This is a genomic window from Streptomyces sp. NBC_00354 (genome assembly GCF_036106915.1).
Classification (GTDB): Bacteria; Actinomycetota; Actinomycetes; order Streptomycetales; family Streptomycetaceae; genus Streptomyces.
In genome coordinates, this window is sequence record NZ_CP107983.1 from 44,788 (window position 1) to 60,660 (window position 15,873).

Consider the following 15,873-nt stretch of genomic DNA (forward strand, 5'->3'; position numbering starts at 1 on the left):
CCTGACGACGCATGGCCAAGTGAGAGGAAGTCATCAATGAAATCCCGACGCACTGCCCGCACCCTCGTGGCCGCGGCTTGCACCGCTGTACTGATGGCCTCAGGCGCCGTGACGGCCTCCGCCGCCCCGACCCCGGGGGACGTGCCCAACCGTTCCCTCAGCACGGACCAGGAGTACAGCAGCTCCGACCAATTCGTCCGTGATTCTCTTGCGGTCATGGCTCTCAACGGGATCGCCATCGTCGCGGCAGCCGGGAATGATCCCAACAGCTGCGCGGACTTCGACGAAGAGGCGGCCGCCGACGTCCCGGTGACATCTGCGGGGGCGGACTTTGACGAAGAGGCAGCCGCTGACATGCCGGTGACGTCCGTGGGGTCGTGCGTCTCCATCTTCGCGCCCACGCCACCGCAGGAACGCTGAGTAGACCTCCCACGTCACCACCGGCGCCTCCTCGCGGCCGGGATGACCGGCTGGCCGCTCGCCGACCCCCCCAGCGTCCACGAGCACCAGATCGGCCTCGAAGGGCTGCCCGACCTGCCCGTCCGCGTCCTGCTCGAACTCGCCCGCCGGCTCGACGCCGCCCTCGACCACGCCCGAGCCCACCCCGACACCGGCGGCGCGCTCGTCCTACGCTGCGTCCCGCCCGACGCGTTCACCGCCACCCCGCGCCTCGACACGTTCCGGCCCGATCAGGTCGACGCCCTCGCCGAGCGGAAGAACCCCCGCCCGTCCGTACGCGGCTGCGCCCGATATCTAAGTATTTGTGTACGGACTGCGATTCCGGCCTGGCTAAAATCACTTATTGTATCCAATGCGGCACTCTCGGTAGCATTCCTCTGGTTGTGGCGTGACTATTTCCAGAGGTGTCGGGATGAGCGAGGACGCCGAAATTTCCGCGATGCCTCAATTCCTCGACGGGCGAGGGTAATGGGCGAGGGAGCCGACGGGCACATCGGCGGCTATGCGGTCTTACCTGCTCGGGCCGGTCTGCCTGTGGCCCGATGCCTTGTTCGGCAGCGCCCTCTTTGCGTAAGCGTCTCCGCTCTGCGCCCACCCGCCCTGGCACGTGGCCGTGTTCGCCCAGTCTGCAGCGCGCCCTGGTGCACCTGTGATCTGTGCGCCAACGCGCCGGGTCGCGGCCGTCCGAAGAGCAGGAGGGGAGAGGCTGGCTGATGACGCCTGACTCCGTGGATACGGCCACGCTGGACTTGCGGGATGTCCGTCATGCCGTCGATGCCGTGCTGGAAGGCTTCCTGGCTGAAAAGCTGGACACAGGTTCCGTCTGCCATCTGCCAAGTGAAGCCAGGCAAGCGCTGCATGGCTTCCTCTTCATCGGCGGCAAGCGGCTGCGGCCGTTGCTGTGCGTGCTGGGCTGGCATGCCGCCGGCGGCCGGGAAGAGCTGGCTCTGGTGCTTCACGCGGCCGCCTCCTTGGAGATGTTCCATACTTTCGCGCTGATCCACGACGATGTGATGGACTGTTCCGCCACCCGTCGTGGCCGGCCGACCCTTCACCGAATGCTCGCCGAGCTCCACCACGAGGGGCGCTCGCCCGCACAGGCGGAGCACCTTGGCTCCAGCACCGCCGTCCTTCTAGGTGACCTTGCTCTGGCCTGGTCGGACGAGCTGTTTCCCGCGGCGCGCCTGACCGCCGCGCAGTTGTCTGCCGTTCTGCCGATCGTCGGAAGTATGCGCACCGAGCTCATGTGCGGGCAGTACCTTGATGTCGTCGCCGCTGGCCAACCCACCAGCGACACTGAGCGGGCCATGGCGATCGTGCACTACAAGACCGCCAAGTACACCGTCGAGCGGCCTCTCCACATCGGCGCCGCGCTCGCCGGCGCGGACCCGGACGTGCTCGCCTCGCTGAGCGCCTTCGCCCTGCCCATCGGCGAGGCCTTCCAGCTCCGTGACGACCTCCTCGGAGTCTTCGGGGCTCTCGGTACGACAGGTAAGTCGTGCACGGAAGACCTGCGCGACGCAAGGCACACGGTCCTGCTTGCCCACGGCCTGCAGCGCGCTGATGACGGCCAGCGTCAGGTCCTGGAAAGGCTGGTCGGCGATCCTGGCCTGGATGAGGACGGCGCTGCCCGCATCCGGGACATCCTCATCGCGACCGGCGCCCGCGACAGCGTCGAACGCATGATCACCTCACGGCGTGACCAGGCGCTCGGCTTACTGGACAAAGCATCGTTCCCCGCCGCCGCGACTGACGCCCTACGTCAGATCGCCCACGACACCACGACCCGAGACGCCTGAGCGACACGTCAAGAGCGGAGACCCACCTTGCCTTCCACACATTCCCTGGCCGAGCTTGTCAGGCCGCACCGATTCCAGCTCCCGGATCGCTTCACGGTGCGCGACGTCAGCCCCTACTCCGAAACGCTGGCGCCGCAGTACAGCACGTGGTGTGACCAGTTGGTCCACCTGCCCGAGGAAGGGCGGGAGCGGTACCGGCGGCAGAGGCTCGACCTCGCCGCCGCGTACTGCTTCCCCCGCCCCCTCTCGCACGAGAGGGCACTGATCACCGCCCTGCACACACTCTGGCTAACGCACGTCGACGACTACTTCGGGATGAGTCCTCACAGTGAACTCGTTTCTCTGGCCAGGCGCGTCGCAGAGCTCTTGGACGGCGCCCAGCCCCACTCCGACGAGCACCCCGTGTTGAGGATGATCGCCGACGTGCGGGCACGGGCCGAAAAGGTGATGCCTCCGGCGTGGCTGAGCCGGTTCTCCTCCGTGCACCGGGACTTCATCCTCACGGGCATGGATAGTGAAGCGCCCTTCAAGCTGGACAACCGTGTCCCTTCCCTTGCCGAACTGGAAGAGTTCCGGCCTTACAGCATCGGCATGTACCCCTGGTGCGCTCTGGTGGAACTCGAGTTGGGGGTCCCACTGCCCGACCACATTGCAACGCACCCGGTTCTCCGACAGATCATGCACCTGCTGGCGCGGATGACGGCATGGCAGAACGATGCCTACTCCATGGCGAAGGAGATCCCCCGCAGCGGCGACGGCGAGACGATCAACCTGGCGTTCGTCCTCCAGCATGAGCGCGGCCTGGGACTCGAAGACGCCTGCGACGAGATGTACCGCATCTATGCCGCCGATGCCGCCAAGTTCACGGCCCTCGTCGACGCACTCCCGGACTTCGGCCCCCACCAGCAAGCCGTGGAGCGCGTCGTGCACCACATGGCGCTAGCGGCCAGCGGCTTGCACACCTGGTACCAAGCGTTCGGGGCCACCCGGTACTCCGACGACGGATGGGTCGGTGGCACGGACCCGGACAGCGGTGACCTGCTGCCATGACTCATGTCATCGACGACGGCGCCACCTACGAGCTCTGCGCCATCCCCCGCCTACTGGCCCAGCACCGGCACCCGAACATCGAAAGGCTCGAGCCCCGGCACGACCGCTGGCTGACCGAGCACTACCCCTTTGCCACCGACCATGCCCGAGACGCCTTCCTTGCCCAGCGGAGCGCCTTGTGGACCGCGCTCACCTACCCGGTCACCGACGAAGACCGGTTCTACGACCTCGCCCGGCTCACCTCGTTCCTCTTCGCCTTCGACGACCTGTTCCTGCAGGCAGGCCCTAAGAGTCACACCGATGCCAAGCAGGTCCTCGAAGACACACTCCAGGTGATGCAAGGCGGGCCGCCGGCTACCGCCCACGGCAGCGCGCTGGCTCAGATCTGGCAGACGATGGCCCAGCGGATGCCTGCACGGCAACGTCACAGGCTGGTAGAAGCCACACAAGACTTCGCCACCGGATGCTTCCGCGAAGTATCCTCACGCCAACGGGGCTCAGTCCTGGACCTGGCCAACTACACCAGCGTGCGCGTGGAACAGAGCCTGGCCGCCTGGGTCTACTTCATCCTCACCGAATACGCGGCAGGCGTCGATCTCCCAGACCCGGTTCTAGCCAGGCTACGCCCCTTGCACTGGGCCTGCGCCGAGCACCTGCTGTTTTCCAACGACCTCTTCTCCTTCCGCGCCGAACACTTCTGCGGTGACCACGTCAACGCGGTGTGCGTCCTGCTCGAAACCGGGGCAACACTCCAGCAGGCCATCGACAAGATCGTCGGCCTTGTGACTCTCAAGGAAAAACAGGTCGCTGACATGCTGACTGCTCTCCGTCACTCGCGGCTGGGCGCTGAGAGCGGGCCCGAAAGTGCCTACCTGCGTCACCTGGAGTACGTGATCTCGGGGAACCTGGAACAGTCACGATTCGCTGCCCGATACCACGGCTCTGCGGAGCTGGTCCACCGTCCCATCCACAGCGGGACCGTCACTCTGTTCACCGACCGTACAGATCACAGACGGTCTCCCAGCACCCTCGACCCGCCCGGCATCTCGATGCCGCCATCGGGCCGAGCGTGATCACGCCACTCGATTTCACGGAAACGTCCAGCTCGCAGCACCAGGGAAGCCGCTGACCTGATGCATCGCTGACCGAGACGAGAGACAGTCGTAGCCCGTGGCCTCGGTTTCCGTCACACCGCCACCCTACGCACTATGACAACAAACCGCGGATCCGTAGGCACTCAGCGCAGGCGGCCGGTCCATGAAGCGGATCCTTCTGGCGGGCCCTGGATGTCCTCGCGGCCCGCTACAGCGGCGTGTGCCGCGTACGACGACGCCGTGGCCCCGCTACCGCTTCTCCGGCACACCCCGGACGGGCAAAGGGGCGGAATCGGCCCGCGTCGGGATGCAGGCTTTGCCATGCCGGACACCACCGCCGCACGCCCGGGTGAAATGTCGCCGAGGTGCCCCCGCCGGCCGGCGGGGGCACCTCGTGCGGTCAGGTGCTGTCCAGAGCGCCTGGGACACCTGCCCTCGTCCGCACACTCCTGTCCGCACGGCGTGATCTTGAGCGTAGCGCGCAAGCCACCCGCCAACGGGCTCAATGCGGGAATCGTCGCCACTGCCAGCGCGTACCGCCCGGCTCCTGGGACCGCGGCCTCACCAGGCCAGCCTCGAGCCAGCCGGTGATCAACTTATCTTCACGGGCCAGCCGACGTCATGCGGTGCGTCGTGGACGGGGTACCAGAGCGAGTCGTGCTCCAGGCCGCTTCTGCGGCAGATGGGCCACCGACGTGTAGTGGTAGAGGAGGGTCATACCCGACCAACGAGCGCACCCCGGGACGGGAAACAGGCACCAAGCCAGCCCCGGCGGCCGGCCGCTCGCGGCTTCGTGGGCCACAATTCGAGAGTCCGGGGCCTTCCCCCGCGCGCACGTGCGAGGCTCAGGCCGAGGCGGACCAAGCGATGGGGCCTTGTCCGGGGAGGATCTCGGCCAATCCCTGCGATGCCCGGCGGTGGCCGGCCGGCGACCGGTAGCTTCGCCGCCATGACGACCCCCTTACTCCACCGCCGTCCTCCCGCCGCTCCCACCTCCACTCCGCCGAAGGGTCGCCCGACGACCGCCCCCACCCGCCCGGACAAGAACCCTCCGATGCCGCCCAACCCGCCCCAGCCCCGATAAGGAGAGCTGACTGCTGTGCGCGTGGACCGGCTCCCGTACGAGGACCTCCCCGAAGCCACCCGGCAGGCCGTGGCCGACCGGGTCGGGCCGGACTGCCCGCGCGTCGACATGGACAACGGCACCAGCAGCTCACTGGCCTCGCTGTTCTTCCCTCCGGGCGCCCCCAAGCAGTTCATCAAGGGGCTCCCGCTGGACCACGAGCGGCTGGATGAACTCGAAGCGGAGGCGGCCGTCAACCCGTTCCTGCCCACCTGCGCGCCGAAGGTGCTGTGGCGGACGGAGGCGGGCGGCTGGCTGCTGGTCGCCTTTCAGGGCGTGACCGCCACCCCGTGGGCGTGGTTCGCCCAGAGCAGCGACCACCTGGAGCCGATCGCCGCCGTGCTGCGCGAGCTGAGCGTGCGCCCCGCGCCCCAGACACTCGCAAGGACAGCGTGGGACCGGTGGGGTGAGTACTGCAACCCGGCCGACGAGCACCTGTTCACCGGTGACCGGCTCGTGCACTCCGACCCGGCCGCCAGCAACTTCATGATCGGGGAGAACCATCGGGTGTGGCTCACCGACTGGGCCTGGGCGATGCGCGGCCCGGCCTGGATCGACGCCGCCCTGTGGGGGATGCGGCTCGTCCTGGACGGCTGGCAGACCCCCGAACAGGCGGCCCGCTGGGCACAGTCCATCCCCGCGTTCGCGAGCGCCCCCCGCGAAGCCGTACGCGCCCTCACCGAAGCCGAGGCGCGCTCCTGGGAAGCCTGGCAGAAATACGGGATGACCGAGCTCGACGAGACGATCGCCGCCGCCCGCGCATGGGCCGCACACTGGAGCTGACCGCGGCCACCGGTCCCAGGTAGCCGGTGAAGCCGCACCCAAGCATCTGTACGCCCCGCCCGATGCAGCCAGATGCGCAGCCGCAGGCCTTCGGCGGGACACACCGGAGACCCTCGATCGCAAGAGGCCACCATGACTGTCCGCGCAGGCGAGCACACCCGATGACCAACTGGTCCTCACTACCTGTCCACCCCGAACAGGACCCCATCCCCAACTCAACAGCCCGCGGAACCTGGAGACCCCGTTATACCGCCCAGACCCAGACCCCTGACACCGAAAAGAGAATCCTCCTGGACAGCGAAGCGAGAACTCCCACATGACGACTGCTCAGTTTCACTGACCGACGTAGTTGGCCCGCCTGGCCAGATGCGTGCTCAGTCGGGTACCACACTCCGCCTGCGGCCAGACGACCTCGCAGCCTGCTGCCGTCAGATACCGGCGGCCTGCAGTTGGGCGAAGGTGCCGACCTTCGCCGACCATGCCTGCTGGCCCTGTAGAGGACGCCATCCGATCAGCGAGTCGGAGGTGACCGTGTCAGGCCAGATCATGTAGCCGAGCATGACGAGCTCACACCCCGCCGCATGGGCTGCGTCGGCCGGGAATGTCGGCCAGTCAGGCCAGTGCGAGAGGTCCTTCTCGGCGAGGGGCTCGCGACTTCCCTCGCGAACCACTTGCAGCAGGTAACCGCTGTCCGCAGCCTTGCAGATGGCAGTGAGATCACAGCGGAAATCGTCAGTCGTCATGGCAAAGGACGCTAACAAGATCAGCGTACTGGCGAAGTGTCGGGTACCGGCGTGGGTGCTGGCCTGGGGCCTGGACCACCATCGAACTGTTCCCGCAACCGCTCCGGGTACGGGCCGTACCTACCGATCGGCAGGTACGGCTCGATGAACTTCCACTGGGCATTGGTGAGTTGCCTACGAGTCACGACCACAGTCCTACCGGCTTCCACCCCACGAAGAGGACAGAACCCAGGAAGTGATCACGACATCACACAGGCCCTAGCTAGGACTTGTCCGGTCGATCACGTTCGGAGCCAGATGGTGAGGGCGCCTGCGGTGACGGTGCCGAGGAAGACGTAGCCGCGCTTGTCGCCACACAGTCCGCCACGGCTTGCGCCGCCTGGGCGATGAACGGCGCCGGTAGTTCATCCGACGTCCACGGTGACCAGTGGTCCCACTTCTGCCCGGCGATTTCTTCCACCCGGTCGGCAGCCTGGGACGGCCTCACCCCGGGAAGTTGCAGTGCCGCCGTCGTCCAGCCGATCAGCTCGTTCACCTTGACGTACTCGTACCACTCGGCGTCGTCCCAGCCGAGTCTGTCGGCGTGCCGGGCCCAAGCCCACCGCAGGGCCTCAGCAGTGGCACCGGCAGCCCGCTGCCGGGGAGTTCCCGTCGTCGTTCGGGCAGCGTGCTCGGCGTATCCGACCAGGTGCAGCGTCTCCCAGAAAGGGAACCTGGCGAAGAAGTCGAGGTTCTCGGCGATGGTGTGACGAAAGGCCCTGCCCCGGCCGTGGCTTTTAGAGGCATCCAGCCACACCCCCAGCGAGGACGGCCATCCCCAGTTGTTCGGGGGATAGTGGGCAGCAGGGCGGATCACGGCGTCGAACCAGCCTTGGACGTACGTGTCAGAGGCGACGACGATCGCGTGTACGTCGGCGTCAGTCGCCGGTTTCTCCAGGTCTATGTCGCCCCACAGCACCACAAGCGAGCGTTCCACGGCGGTCCGCACAGCACGGTGAAGATCGTCCTGCCGGGAAGACTGCGCCCACGGCAGAAGGGCGGGATAGCAGACAGCGAAAGGATCTTGGTAGTCGGACACGGGTAGAGCCTAGGACTTGTTCGGTCGGTCATGTTCGGAGCCAGATGACCAGGGCGGCTGCGGTGACGGTGCCGAGGAAGACGCAGCCGCACTTGTCGTACCGGGTGGCCACGGCTCGTGCGTGCTTGAGTTTGTTGATGGCCTGTTCGACGGTGTTCCGCTTCTTGTAGCGCTCTTCGTCGAAGCCGGGTGGCCGTCCGCCGCGTGAGCCGCAGGCGGGCGGCCTGCGGGAGACGACTCTGTATCACTTCGACCAACTGGTGGAGCAGATCTTCTACTCGCACGAGATCGGCATCGAGAAGCCTGACCCGCGTGCCTTCGAGGTTGTATGCGCCAGCTTGGATGTGCTGCCGGAGAACTGCCTGTTCATCGACGATGTTGCAGTCATCGTTGAGGCCGCCCAGGCGGCGGGCATGCAGGCGCATCTATTCGAAGACAACGCCAGCACCATCACGCGCATCGCAGCTCACTTGGATGCCGAGCCCTTGGTCCCAGGGCGTGTCCCACTCAGATGACGTAGGCCTGGCCGGTCTCCGGCGGCTCCGGCCAGGCGTTAACGCGGCTGAACAGCCCGCTTCTGCGTGTTCGGCGCGGGCTCGTGTGCCGGCGAGGCGGCAGCAGTCGGTGCCGGTAGCCCCGCGACAGAGAGGGCCCACCGTCTAGAAGAGGTGGTCCCTGCTATGGGGGTACGGTCCGTCGTCTGATCTGGGCGGGGGGCGGCGCCGGCCGCCCTGGCGCGGATTGGGCTCAGTGGCTTTGGAGGGCTTCTTCCGGCGCGGCTGCGGTTGTAGACCCTTGCGGGCGAGTGTCCGCTTGAGGACCTTCTTGTACTTCCCCACTCCCTCGTCGAAGCCCATCCATATCTCGGCCGGATCACGCAGGCGAACGGTCTAGCGTGGTACTCGTGCGAGTCGTACGTGTAAGGCACGCCGTTGGTTCCGATCGAGGGCCAACCGTCCTCGATGAGGTGCCACACCGACACCGGTTCCTCTCCCACGGGGAACTTCAAGCTATGCGGAGCGATGCCCTGGGCCTGGGCTCGGCGTGCAAAGTCGGCCGAGGCTGCGTAAATCTCAGCCAAGAGGAGCTCCTGCGCCGCTGAGAGCGCCACGGGGGCGGGCTTCTTCCATTCCCGTCCCTCGGGCGCGGCGTCACCGGCAGTAAGCCACGAGACGATGTCGTCCCACTTGGCAAGGGCCGCGACGACAACTACGAAAACCACTATGAACAGTACGCTGTCAGCGCTCATAGTCCATCCCCCAGATGCCATTGTCGTCCTGACTGGGCGTCAGGGACTCAGGATCCTCAGGGTAGAGCTCCGGGTGTTTGAAGGAGTAGGACCGCATGGTTCGGACCGAGTGATGCGCCGGCCGACCCCGACCCGCGTCTACGACCCGAAGGGCGGGCGCCCGCCCAGGCACGGCGGCGAGTTCATCCTCGGCGACCTGCCTGGGACCGTCTCCACTCCGGCTGACCCGCAAAGCCGCCTGGCTCGCCCACGATGGTGAACTGCCCATCATCTCCGGCACCGTCATCCTTCTCGAAGTCGAGCACCTGCCATCCGGCGGCAATCCAAAGCCGATCTGGCTCTGGTGGTCACGTGTGGACGCCACCGACGCAGACGTGAACCGCTGCTGGCATGCCTTTCTGCGCCGGTTCGACATCGGGCACACCTTCAAAATGATCAAACAGACCATGGGCTGGACCAAGCCAAAGATCCGAGAACCGGAGGCCGCCGAGCGATGGACCTGGCTGATCATCACCGCACACACCCAGCCCAGCCTCGACCGTCCGCTCGCCATCGACCTGCGACGTCCCTGGGAGAAACCGGCCGCCCGAACAAGCTGACACCGGCCCGCGTCCGCCGCGGGTTCCGGAACCTCCATGCGCGGCTGCCCTCGCCAGCAGCTGCTCCCAAACATTTGCGCCCAGGCCCCGGACGGCCGCCCGACTCGAAGAACCGCTACCCGGCAACACGGCACGACGTCGGCCTCGAATTTGTCACTGGCCAGCCCTACCGCCAGCCCACCCACGATCAGGCAGTCACCAAGCTCCGCCGAACTGGATTGGCCCCGTGACCGCTGCACGGGTGGCCAACGCTGCGGCCATGCCGAACGGACACTCTGGAGACGATCTCTATCCGACCAGGCGGCGGCGCCACTCCAGGGAGATGACGGTGATGGCCCGGCCTGGGTCACGGTCCCAATCGGTCTGGAGACCCGCTGCTTCTAGAGCGGCCACGACCTCGTAGCCGATGGCCGCGGTGGTCTCGGACGAGCCGTCGAAGCCTCCGTAGAGGAGCGTCAGTCCGTGGCCGGCAGTGGCGGAGTCCGTGCACTGGGAGTGGAAATAGACGAAGCCACGGGCGTCGGTCCCGCCTTCGCCGCCGATCTCGGACTGGCCGCAGCTGCGACAACAGGTGAAGTTCTCGCGAGCGGTGATACCAGCCTCCTGCAGGGCGGTGAACGCGCGGGTGAGCCGTTCCGGGTCGGTCTCGCCCTGCCATTCGGCCTGCTCCGCGACACGCTCCAGCCACATCCGGTCGGCCAGCACCTCCGCCTGCTCGCGCGATACGGGCCGACGGTCTGGGGTGACCAGGTACTCCTCGGCAAGCTCCGCCAGTTCGGCGCGGTCGGCGTAGCCGCCGACCAGCACCTCGCGGACGCGCTTCTCCAACTCCTCGCGCTCGTCTTCGTCCAGGGCGAGCGGCGGTACCTCACGGGTCGGGCCCACATCCAGCAGCGACCAGGTCAGATCAGTGTTCCAACCGGACCCCTGCCGGGCCCAGCCGGTCATGGCCTCAATCACGGCCTCGGAGCCGTCGACCAACACCTGGAAGTGCCGGCTGGCGGCACCGTCGCGGTGCTCCAGCGTGTAGTCCCCGCCGGCCTCGTGCCAGACCTGCGCGAAGACGTCGGGGAGGTCGGGTATCCGATGGACCACCAGAAACCGGTCACCCTCACCGCCGATTCGCCGGACCAGCCCAGCCAACTCCTCGGCGGACACACGAACGTGCCGCTGCCCATTCTCCGTCTTCACCACGATCTCAAGCATGCGCAGACTCTGACACACCCCCCTGACAGCAGACCTCCGGGACCCACGACGCAGCTCACTGCGACGGCCCAGGACAAATCCGATCCCGTGCAGAGGCCCGGTCACTCAGTTTCCTGCTACCCCCGGCCCGGCACTCATCGACCGCAGAGGATAAGCGGCAAGCTCAGCGGCCAGCTTCCGGACCGCGATGCGTGCCGGGACGGGGAAGGTGCGCGCGTTGGTCGTCCTGGCGCACCGGACGCGGCGCGGTGGCGCCCTCGCGGTCGTCGTACCGGTCCGTCGTCCTGCGAGCCTGGTCGGTCGCCTTCGTGAAGACGTCATGGAGGTGGCGCGGCTGATCGTCGGTGAACTCCAGGGCTTCGACGTCGGTGACCGACTTCCTCCCTCAACCGCCGAGGAGCCCCGTCCGTTCTGCCACCAACACGCCGCCCCCGGCATCCCCCGATCGGTGGCCACACTGAAAATGCTCAGTGAACATCACACGACGCCCATCGCATGAGGACAGCCTCCGCGGCCCCATAGACAACCAAGCGCGGCGTAGCAGCGCGGTGCGCAGCTCCCGGTACTCGCTCCCGCACGAGCAGCAGGCCCACCGGGACCCGCGGCCGCCCTGGACTCCTCTCTATCCGCGATGAACGCGCGGACGCCGCAACCAGCGCACACCCGCTCGGCTCCGCCCTCGACATCGTCAACGAGCACCAAGGACAAGTGCCCGCCGCACCGGCCGCAGGCCGAAGGAACGGTCTCCACCGGACGGCCGTCCGCAGGCGTGGACCGGAACCCGGAGTTCGCGGCACGGTGGCTCGGGTGTACTTCACTCCGACCGTAGAGTGATCATCTGATCATCGAGTGGATGAGGTTGTCGTGAACTTGAGCCGTCCCGTCGGCCGTTGGGCATCATGCGTGCTGCTGCTGACGGCCGCCCCTACCGGCTGCAGTCCACAACCCGACGTATCCACAGGCACCTCGTCGGAGTCCGCGCGCGCCGTGTTCGCTCCGCCGGCGAAGTTCGATCCCAAGGCCGGTGTCCTGATGCCGAAGGCAGCCACCGCCGGGCTCCTCACCGCCAAAGGCAAGGACATGGAGCTTCTGAGGAATCCGGTGGCGCTCTACAAGGAGAAGGCCTATGTGGCCACGCAGGAAAGCCTGCTGTCCATCGACACCACCAGCGGCGCCGTAGCCGCCATCAAACCCGAGGCGACGCCGGTAACGGATCCGCAGGCGGACGGACAAGGCTCCTTCCTGTTCACGCACCCGGTGTCCATCACGGAGCGCGCCTCCCCGCTGGCCCTCGCCTCGTTCGTCGTGAAGCAGCCAGCGGTGGGTACGCACGCCGAGCGGGTCTTCGTGGAGTTCACCGCGGTGAACGCGGCCAGTGGACGGGTCGAATGGCGACTGCCGTTGAACATTCCGGAGTGGGCGAAGGGCGCGCCCAGCCCGCTGAGCGCGCGAATCGCCGGGAGCTCGGGGCGTGTCGCGCTGGTGACCGTCGGCGCGTTCAAGCCCTCCGGCTCGACGACCTACGCCATCGACCTGGTAGACCGCCGGGTGCTGTGGACACGCGACCTGCTGAAGGCACAGAGGATCGCGAAGGGCACCGTGGTGGGCATCACGGAGGACGAGATCAACAGTCAGTACGAAGCTGCTGCCGGATACGACCTGAACACCGGAGAGCAGCGCTGGCGCGGGGAGGACAGCCAATATCCCGGCGTGGGCGCCGGCGGACCCCAACTCGTCAGCGTCACAGGACGAAGCAAGAACGACGTCGATTTCCACCGCCTTGTCGACCCGGAGAGCGGAGTGGTAAGGCAAGAACTCCCGGAGGATTTCGGACCCGCCGATTGCGACTTCGACGGCGTCAGCACCCTCGTCTGCTTCCGAAACTGGCAGGGGCTCTCGGTATGGGCCTTCGACACCGCGAACGGTGAGCTCCGATGGAAACTGCCGGACAAGGCTGCCGACCGCATCGCGCCGCGAGTGACTGCTGTGTGGCGCGGCCGGATCTACGGCAGCACCGACAGCGGGCCGCTGGCGATGGACGCTCGCACGGGTGAGGATCTGCCTACGTCCCCCGGCATCGCACCCTACGCGGTGAACGAGTACGTAGGCCTGACGCTCAAGGGAACGGACGCAATGGCCTACCCGGCCATCGGATGACCCGGTCTGGCAGTCCCTCAGGCGACACAACCCCTGGGCAGCATCCTGTCGATCACTTGCCGAGCGGCACGTGCCGCTCGAGCAGGGCCGGCAGGTGCCGGCGACGGGCCAGCGTGGCCACCAGGTCCGGGTGGACGTCGTCACCGGCCGGTGTCTTGCTCACGCACAGAAGATCGCGTGGGCGGCCACCGGCCGGTTCAGGTACTGGGGCCATCACATGGGGTCGATGTCCCCGCTGCCCCGGCCGCTCTCCTTCTTGTCCTGGTCCAGGATCCGTTGGGCCTTGTCCTTCAGCCGCAGTCGCTCCGCCGGGTCGGTGGCCCGCTCCGCGGCGTGCTCGAGCTTCTGCGCCTGGTCACGCATCTGCTGGGCGCGGCTGCCGGACTCGCCTGCAACGCTCACTCCAAAGGATCAGCCTCAGATCAACCGTGCCCCCTAGTTGGCTTTACGGGCCGCCCCGCTCCGCCAGCAGCCCGGCCAGCTCCGCGGCCGCCTCATCGATCTCCCGCCCACACGTCAGCAGTACGTCGTACGAGGCACCCCAGGGATCTGCGATCCCGTCTGCGGCCCGCTCCACCGGCGCCAAACTGCCGCGGGCGGCCGCGGCCCGGGCGATCATTTCCCGGGGTGGGACCACCTCCCCCTGCGCCAGACGCAAGAACTCCCTGACCGTGAAACACTTGCGCAGGGCCACCGGCCACAGCCGTACGGCCGTCTCCCGGTGCTCCCGCTCGAGACCCAGTACGAGATCGGCCTCTGCGACCAGCTCAGGCCTCAACAGCCGGGACGTGAACCCGGCACGGTTCCCGCCCAGCTGCTTCAGCACGGAACCGGTCGCCGGATGTATGCCCGCGATGTGCTGGGCCCTGGTGCCCGCACTGCCCACCCGCGCTTCCGGGAGCCTGGCAGCCAGCAGCCGCTCGGCCAGCGGGGAGCGGTGCACATTGCCGGTGCAGATGAAGAGGATGGTCAGCCGAGCCGCGGCGTCAGCCCTGGGTACGTCTCCTCGATGCCCTCGCGCAGTCCGGTCTTCGGCTTCCAGCCCGCGGACTGGATCAGCGTCCATTGACCCCACCTCTCAGCAGCCTCGCCCCGCGGAGCAGCTCATCCTCGGCGCATGAACGCGGCGGCGGGGTCTGCGCGGCTGACGGGTCGCCGTATCCGTATCCGTATCCCCCCTGCCTCGGCTTCGGGCTCATGCTGAAGACCGTGCCGAGGGTCCGCACCCCCACCGTACGCAGGACTTCGGTCGCCGCTGCGACCCGGTCGCGCGGGGTCTTTCCGGCCCGTACGACCAGGAGTGCGCCGTGGGCGAGAGTGGCGAGGGCCACCGTGTCGGCCACGGGCAACAGCGGGGCAGTGTCGACGACCACGGCCTCGTAGCCAGCGGCAAGTTCGCGCAGCAATTCCGCCATCCGGTCGGAGGCGAGCAGCTCGGTGGGGTTGGGCGGGACGGGGCCGCTGGTCAGGACGGAGAGCCTGCCCGCCGTCTGCATCACATCCCCGATCCGCGCCTGGCCGATCAGCACGCTGGTGAGGCCGGCGTCCTGGACGAGCCCGAGGGTGGGGGCCACGCAGGGGCGGCGCAGGTCGGCGTCGACGAGGCAGGTGGAGGTGCCGGCTTCGGTGAGCGAGAAGGCGAGGTTGACCGCGGTGCTGGTCTTGCCTTCGCCGGGTAGCGAACTGGTGACGACGATGACCCGAGGCCGGTCGCCGATCTGGGCGAACTGCAGGTTGGTCCGCAGATGACGGAAGGCCTCGGCCCGCGCCGAGTGCCCTGCGGCACCGGCGGCGAGCGGCTGCTGCGGGCTGTTCTTGTCGAAGGGAATGGAGCTGAGTACGGGCAGGCTGGTGAGGGCAGCCAGGGCGTCTGCGGTCTTGAGGGTGACGTCGAGGGTTTCCCGGAGCAGGGCGGCCCCTGCGCCCAGCAAAAGACCGGCGATCAGGCCCGCGGCAAGGTTGAGAGCAGGACGCGGGCTGACCGGGGCCGAGGGGACCGAGGCCGTCTGGGTGACGCCCAGTTTCACCGGGGACTTGGCCACCCTGTTGGGGGACGGGGCGTCGAGGGTCTCCAGGCGCTCGACGACATCGCTGAAGCGGTAGGCAACCGCATCTGCGACGGCCGCCGCGCGACGCGGCTCGGTGTCCCTGACCGTGATGTTGACCAGCACGGTGCCGATCGGTGCTTCCGCGGTGATCCGGCCGGCGAGTTCGTCTGGCGTGGCGTCGAGGCCGAGGGAGGAGACGACGTGCCCGGTGACCTGACGACTGGTCACGATCGATGCGTACGACTGGACCCGGGCCAGCGAGAAGCTGTTGCCCTGCTGGAGCTCGCTGGTTTCGCCACCGGACTGGGCGGAGACGAACAGCTGGGCGTGTGCCTGGTAGATGGGGGTCGAGAGCGCAGTGGCCGCCCAGCCGGCACAGACCCCGAGCAGGATGCAGACGATCACGACAAGCCAGCTCCTGGCCAGCACTCTCAGGATCCTGCGAAGTTCCAAGATGTGCACCTCATCGGGTCGTTCGGGCAGCG

Annotated in this window: 13 protein-coding genes and 3 pseudogenes; 9 read left to right on the forward strand and 7 right to left on the reverse strand. The window is 67.5% G+C overall.

The genetic code is table 11. The annotated features are described in order from the left end of the window. Window positions 1-216 precede the first annotated feature (216 nt). The 5 genes from OHT74_RS00235 (at window position 217) to OHT74_RS00255 (ending at window position 6,308) form a co-directional block, all read left to right on the forward strand. The gene (locus OHT74_RS00235) at window positions 217-420 is read left to right on the forward strand and encodes a hypothetical protein (RefSeq protein WP_328618841.1); all 204 of its coding nucleotides are present in this window, start codon (window positions 217-219) and stop codon (window positions 418-420) included. Window positions 421-1,172: 752 nt separating this feature from the next. Then, entirely contained in the window at window positions 1,173-2,258 is a 1,086-nt protein-coding gene (locus OHT74_RS00240; RefSeq protein WP_328618842.1) for a polyprenyl synthetase family protein, read from the forward strand. A gap of 96 nt (window positions 2,259-2,354) precedes the next feature. After that, window positions 2,355-3,308 (forward strand): terpene synthase family protein, encoded by a 954-nt coding sequence (locus tag OHT74_RS00245; RefSeq protein ID WP_266673964.1) that lies wholly within the window; start codon window positions 2,355-2,357, stop codon window positions 3,306-3,308. Further along, window positions 3,305-4,381 (forward strand): terpene synthase family protein, encoded by a 1,077-nt coding sequence (locus tag OHT74_RS00250; protein ID WP_266673963.1) that lies wholly within the window; start codon window positions 3,305-3,307, stop codon window positions 4,379-4,381. Before OHT74_RS00245 ends, OHT74_RS00250 begins: the two co-directional genes overlap by 4 nt. Window positions 4,382-5,501: 1,120 nt before the next feature. Beyond that, window positions 5,502-6,308, forward strand: a complete 807-nt coding sequence (locus OHT74_RS00255; protein WP_328618843.1) for an aminoglycoside phosphotransferase — start codon at window positions 5,502-5,504, stop codon at window positions 6,306-6,308. Window positions 6,309-6,736: 428 nt separating this feature from the next. Here the strand turns inward: OHT74_RS00255 and OHT74_RS00260 are convergent, their stop codons facing one another. From OHT74_RS00260 to OHT74_RS00270, 3 genes and pseudogenes are all read right to left on the reverse strand, one after another. Continuing rightward, window positions 6,737-7,051, reverse strand: a complete 315-nt coding sequence (locus OHT74_RS00260; RefSeq protein WP_266673959.1) for a hypothetical protein — start codon at window positions 7,049-7,051, stop codon at window positions 6,737-6,739. A 262-nt stretch (window positions 7,052-7,313) separates the two neighbouring features. After that, window positions 7,314-8,129, reverse strand: a complete 816-nt coding sequence (locus OHT74_RS00265; protein WP_328618844.1) for a hypothetical protein — start codon at window positions 8,127-8,129, stop codon at window positions 7,314-7,316. A 28-nt stretch (window positions 8,130-8,157) separates the two neighbouring features. Then, a pseudogene (locus OHT74_RS00270) lies at window positions 8,158-8,340 on the reverse strand (IS5/IS1182 family transposase); the annotation flags it as partial. A 16-nt stretch (window positions 8,341-8,356) separates the two neighbouring features. Between OHT74_RS00270 and OHT74_RS00275 the strand changes: the two are divergent. Continuing rightward, window positions 8,357-8,644: pseudogene (locus OHT74_RS00275) on the forward strand (HAD-IA family hydrolase); the annotation flags it as partial. A gap of 813 nt (window positions 8,645-9,457) precedes the next feature. After that, window positions 9,458-10,207: pseudogene (locus tag OHT74_RS00280) on the forward strand (NF041680 family putative transposase); the annotation flags it as partial. A 58-nt stretch (window positions 10,208-10,265) separates the two neighbouring features. Here OHT74_RS00280 and OHT74_RS00285 read toward each other — a convergent pair. Then, complete coding sequence (locus OHT74_RS00285) at window positions 10,266-11,183, reverse strand: DUF6891 domain-containing protein (protein ID WP_328618845.1); 918 nt, start codon at window positions 11,181-11,183, stop codon at window positions 10,266-10,268. 217 nt (window positions 11,184-11,400) lie between these two features. On the opposite strand from OHT74_RS00285, the gene OHT74_RS00290 reads away from it, so the two are divergent. Continuing rightward, complete coding sequence (locus tag OHT74_RS00290) at window positions 11,401-11,682, forward strand: hypothetical protein (RefSeq protein ID WP_328618846.1); 282 nt, start codon at window positions 11,401-11,403, stop codon at window positions 11,680-11,682. 404 nt (window positions 11,683-12,086) lie between these two features. Then, window positions 12,087-13,340, forward strand: coding sequence for an outer membrane protein assembly factor BamB family protein (locus OHT74_RS00295; RefSeq protein ID WP_328618847.1), 1,254 nt, complete (start codon window positions 12,087-12,089; stop codon window positions 13,338-13,340). A gap of 213 nt (window positions 13,341-13,553) precedes the next feature. Here the strand turns inward: OHT74_RS00295 and OHT74_RS00300 are convergent, their stop codons facing one another. The 3 genes from OHT74_RS00300 to OHT74_RS00310 are packed head-to-tail and all read right to left on the reverse strand — an operon-like array spanning window position 13,554 to window position 15,841. Further along, a complete protein-coding gene (locus OHT74_RS00300) occupies window positions 13,554-13,742 on the reverse strand; it encodes a DUF6381 family protein (RefSeq protein ID WP_328618848.1) in 189 nt (62 codons plus the stop codon). Window positions 13,743-13,785: 43 nt separating this feature from the next. After that, window positions 13,786-14,406 carry an arsenate reductase/protein-tyrosine-phosphatase family protein gene (locus tag OHT74_RS00305; protein WP_328618849.1) on the reverse strand — a complete coding sequence of 207 codons (621 nt, stop codon included), beginning with the start codon at window positions 14,404-14,406 and terminating at the stop codon, window positions 13,786-13,788. After that, the gene (locus OHT74_RS00310; protein ID WP_328618850.1) at window positions 14,396-15,841 is read right to left on the reverse strand and encodes a polysaccharide biosynthesis tyrosine autokinase; all 1,446 of its coding nucleotides are present in this window, start codon (window positions 15,839-15,841) and stop codon (window positions 14,396-14,398) included. Before OHT74_RS00310 ends, OHT74_RS00305 begins: the two co-directional genes overlap by 11 nt. Window positions 15,842-15,873 lie beyond the last annotated feature (32 nt).

Coding starts and splice junctions, on each gene's coding strand:
- OHT74_RS00235 (WP_328618841.1), top strand. CDS start 217: ATGGCTCTCAACGGGATCGCCATCGTCGCGGCAGCCGGGAATGATCCC.
- OHT74_RS00240 (WP_328618842.1), top strand. CDS start 1,173: ATGACGCCTGACTCCGTGGATACGGCCACGCTGGACTTGCGGGATGTC.
- OHT74_RS00250 (WP_266673963.1), top strand. CDS start 3,305: ATGACTCATGTCATCGACGACGGCGCCACCTACGAGCTCTGCGCCATC.
- OHT74_RS00260 (WP_266673959.1), bottom strand. CDS start 7,051: ATGACGACTGACGATTTCCGCTGTGATCTCACTGCCATCTGCAAGGCT.
- OHT74_RS00285 (WP_328618845.1), bottom strand. CDS start 11,183: ATGCTTGAGATCGTGGTGAAGACGGAGAATGGGCAGCGGCACGTTCGT.
- OHT74_RS00305 (WP_328618849.1), bottom strand. CDS start 14,406: ATGGACGCTGATCCAGTCCGCGGGCTGGAAGCCGAAGACCGGACTGCG.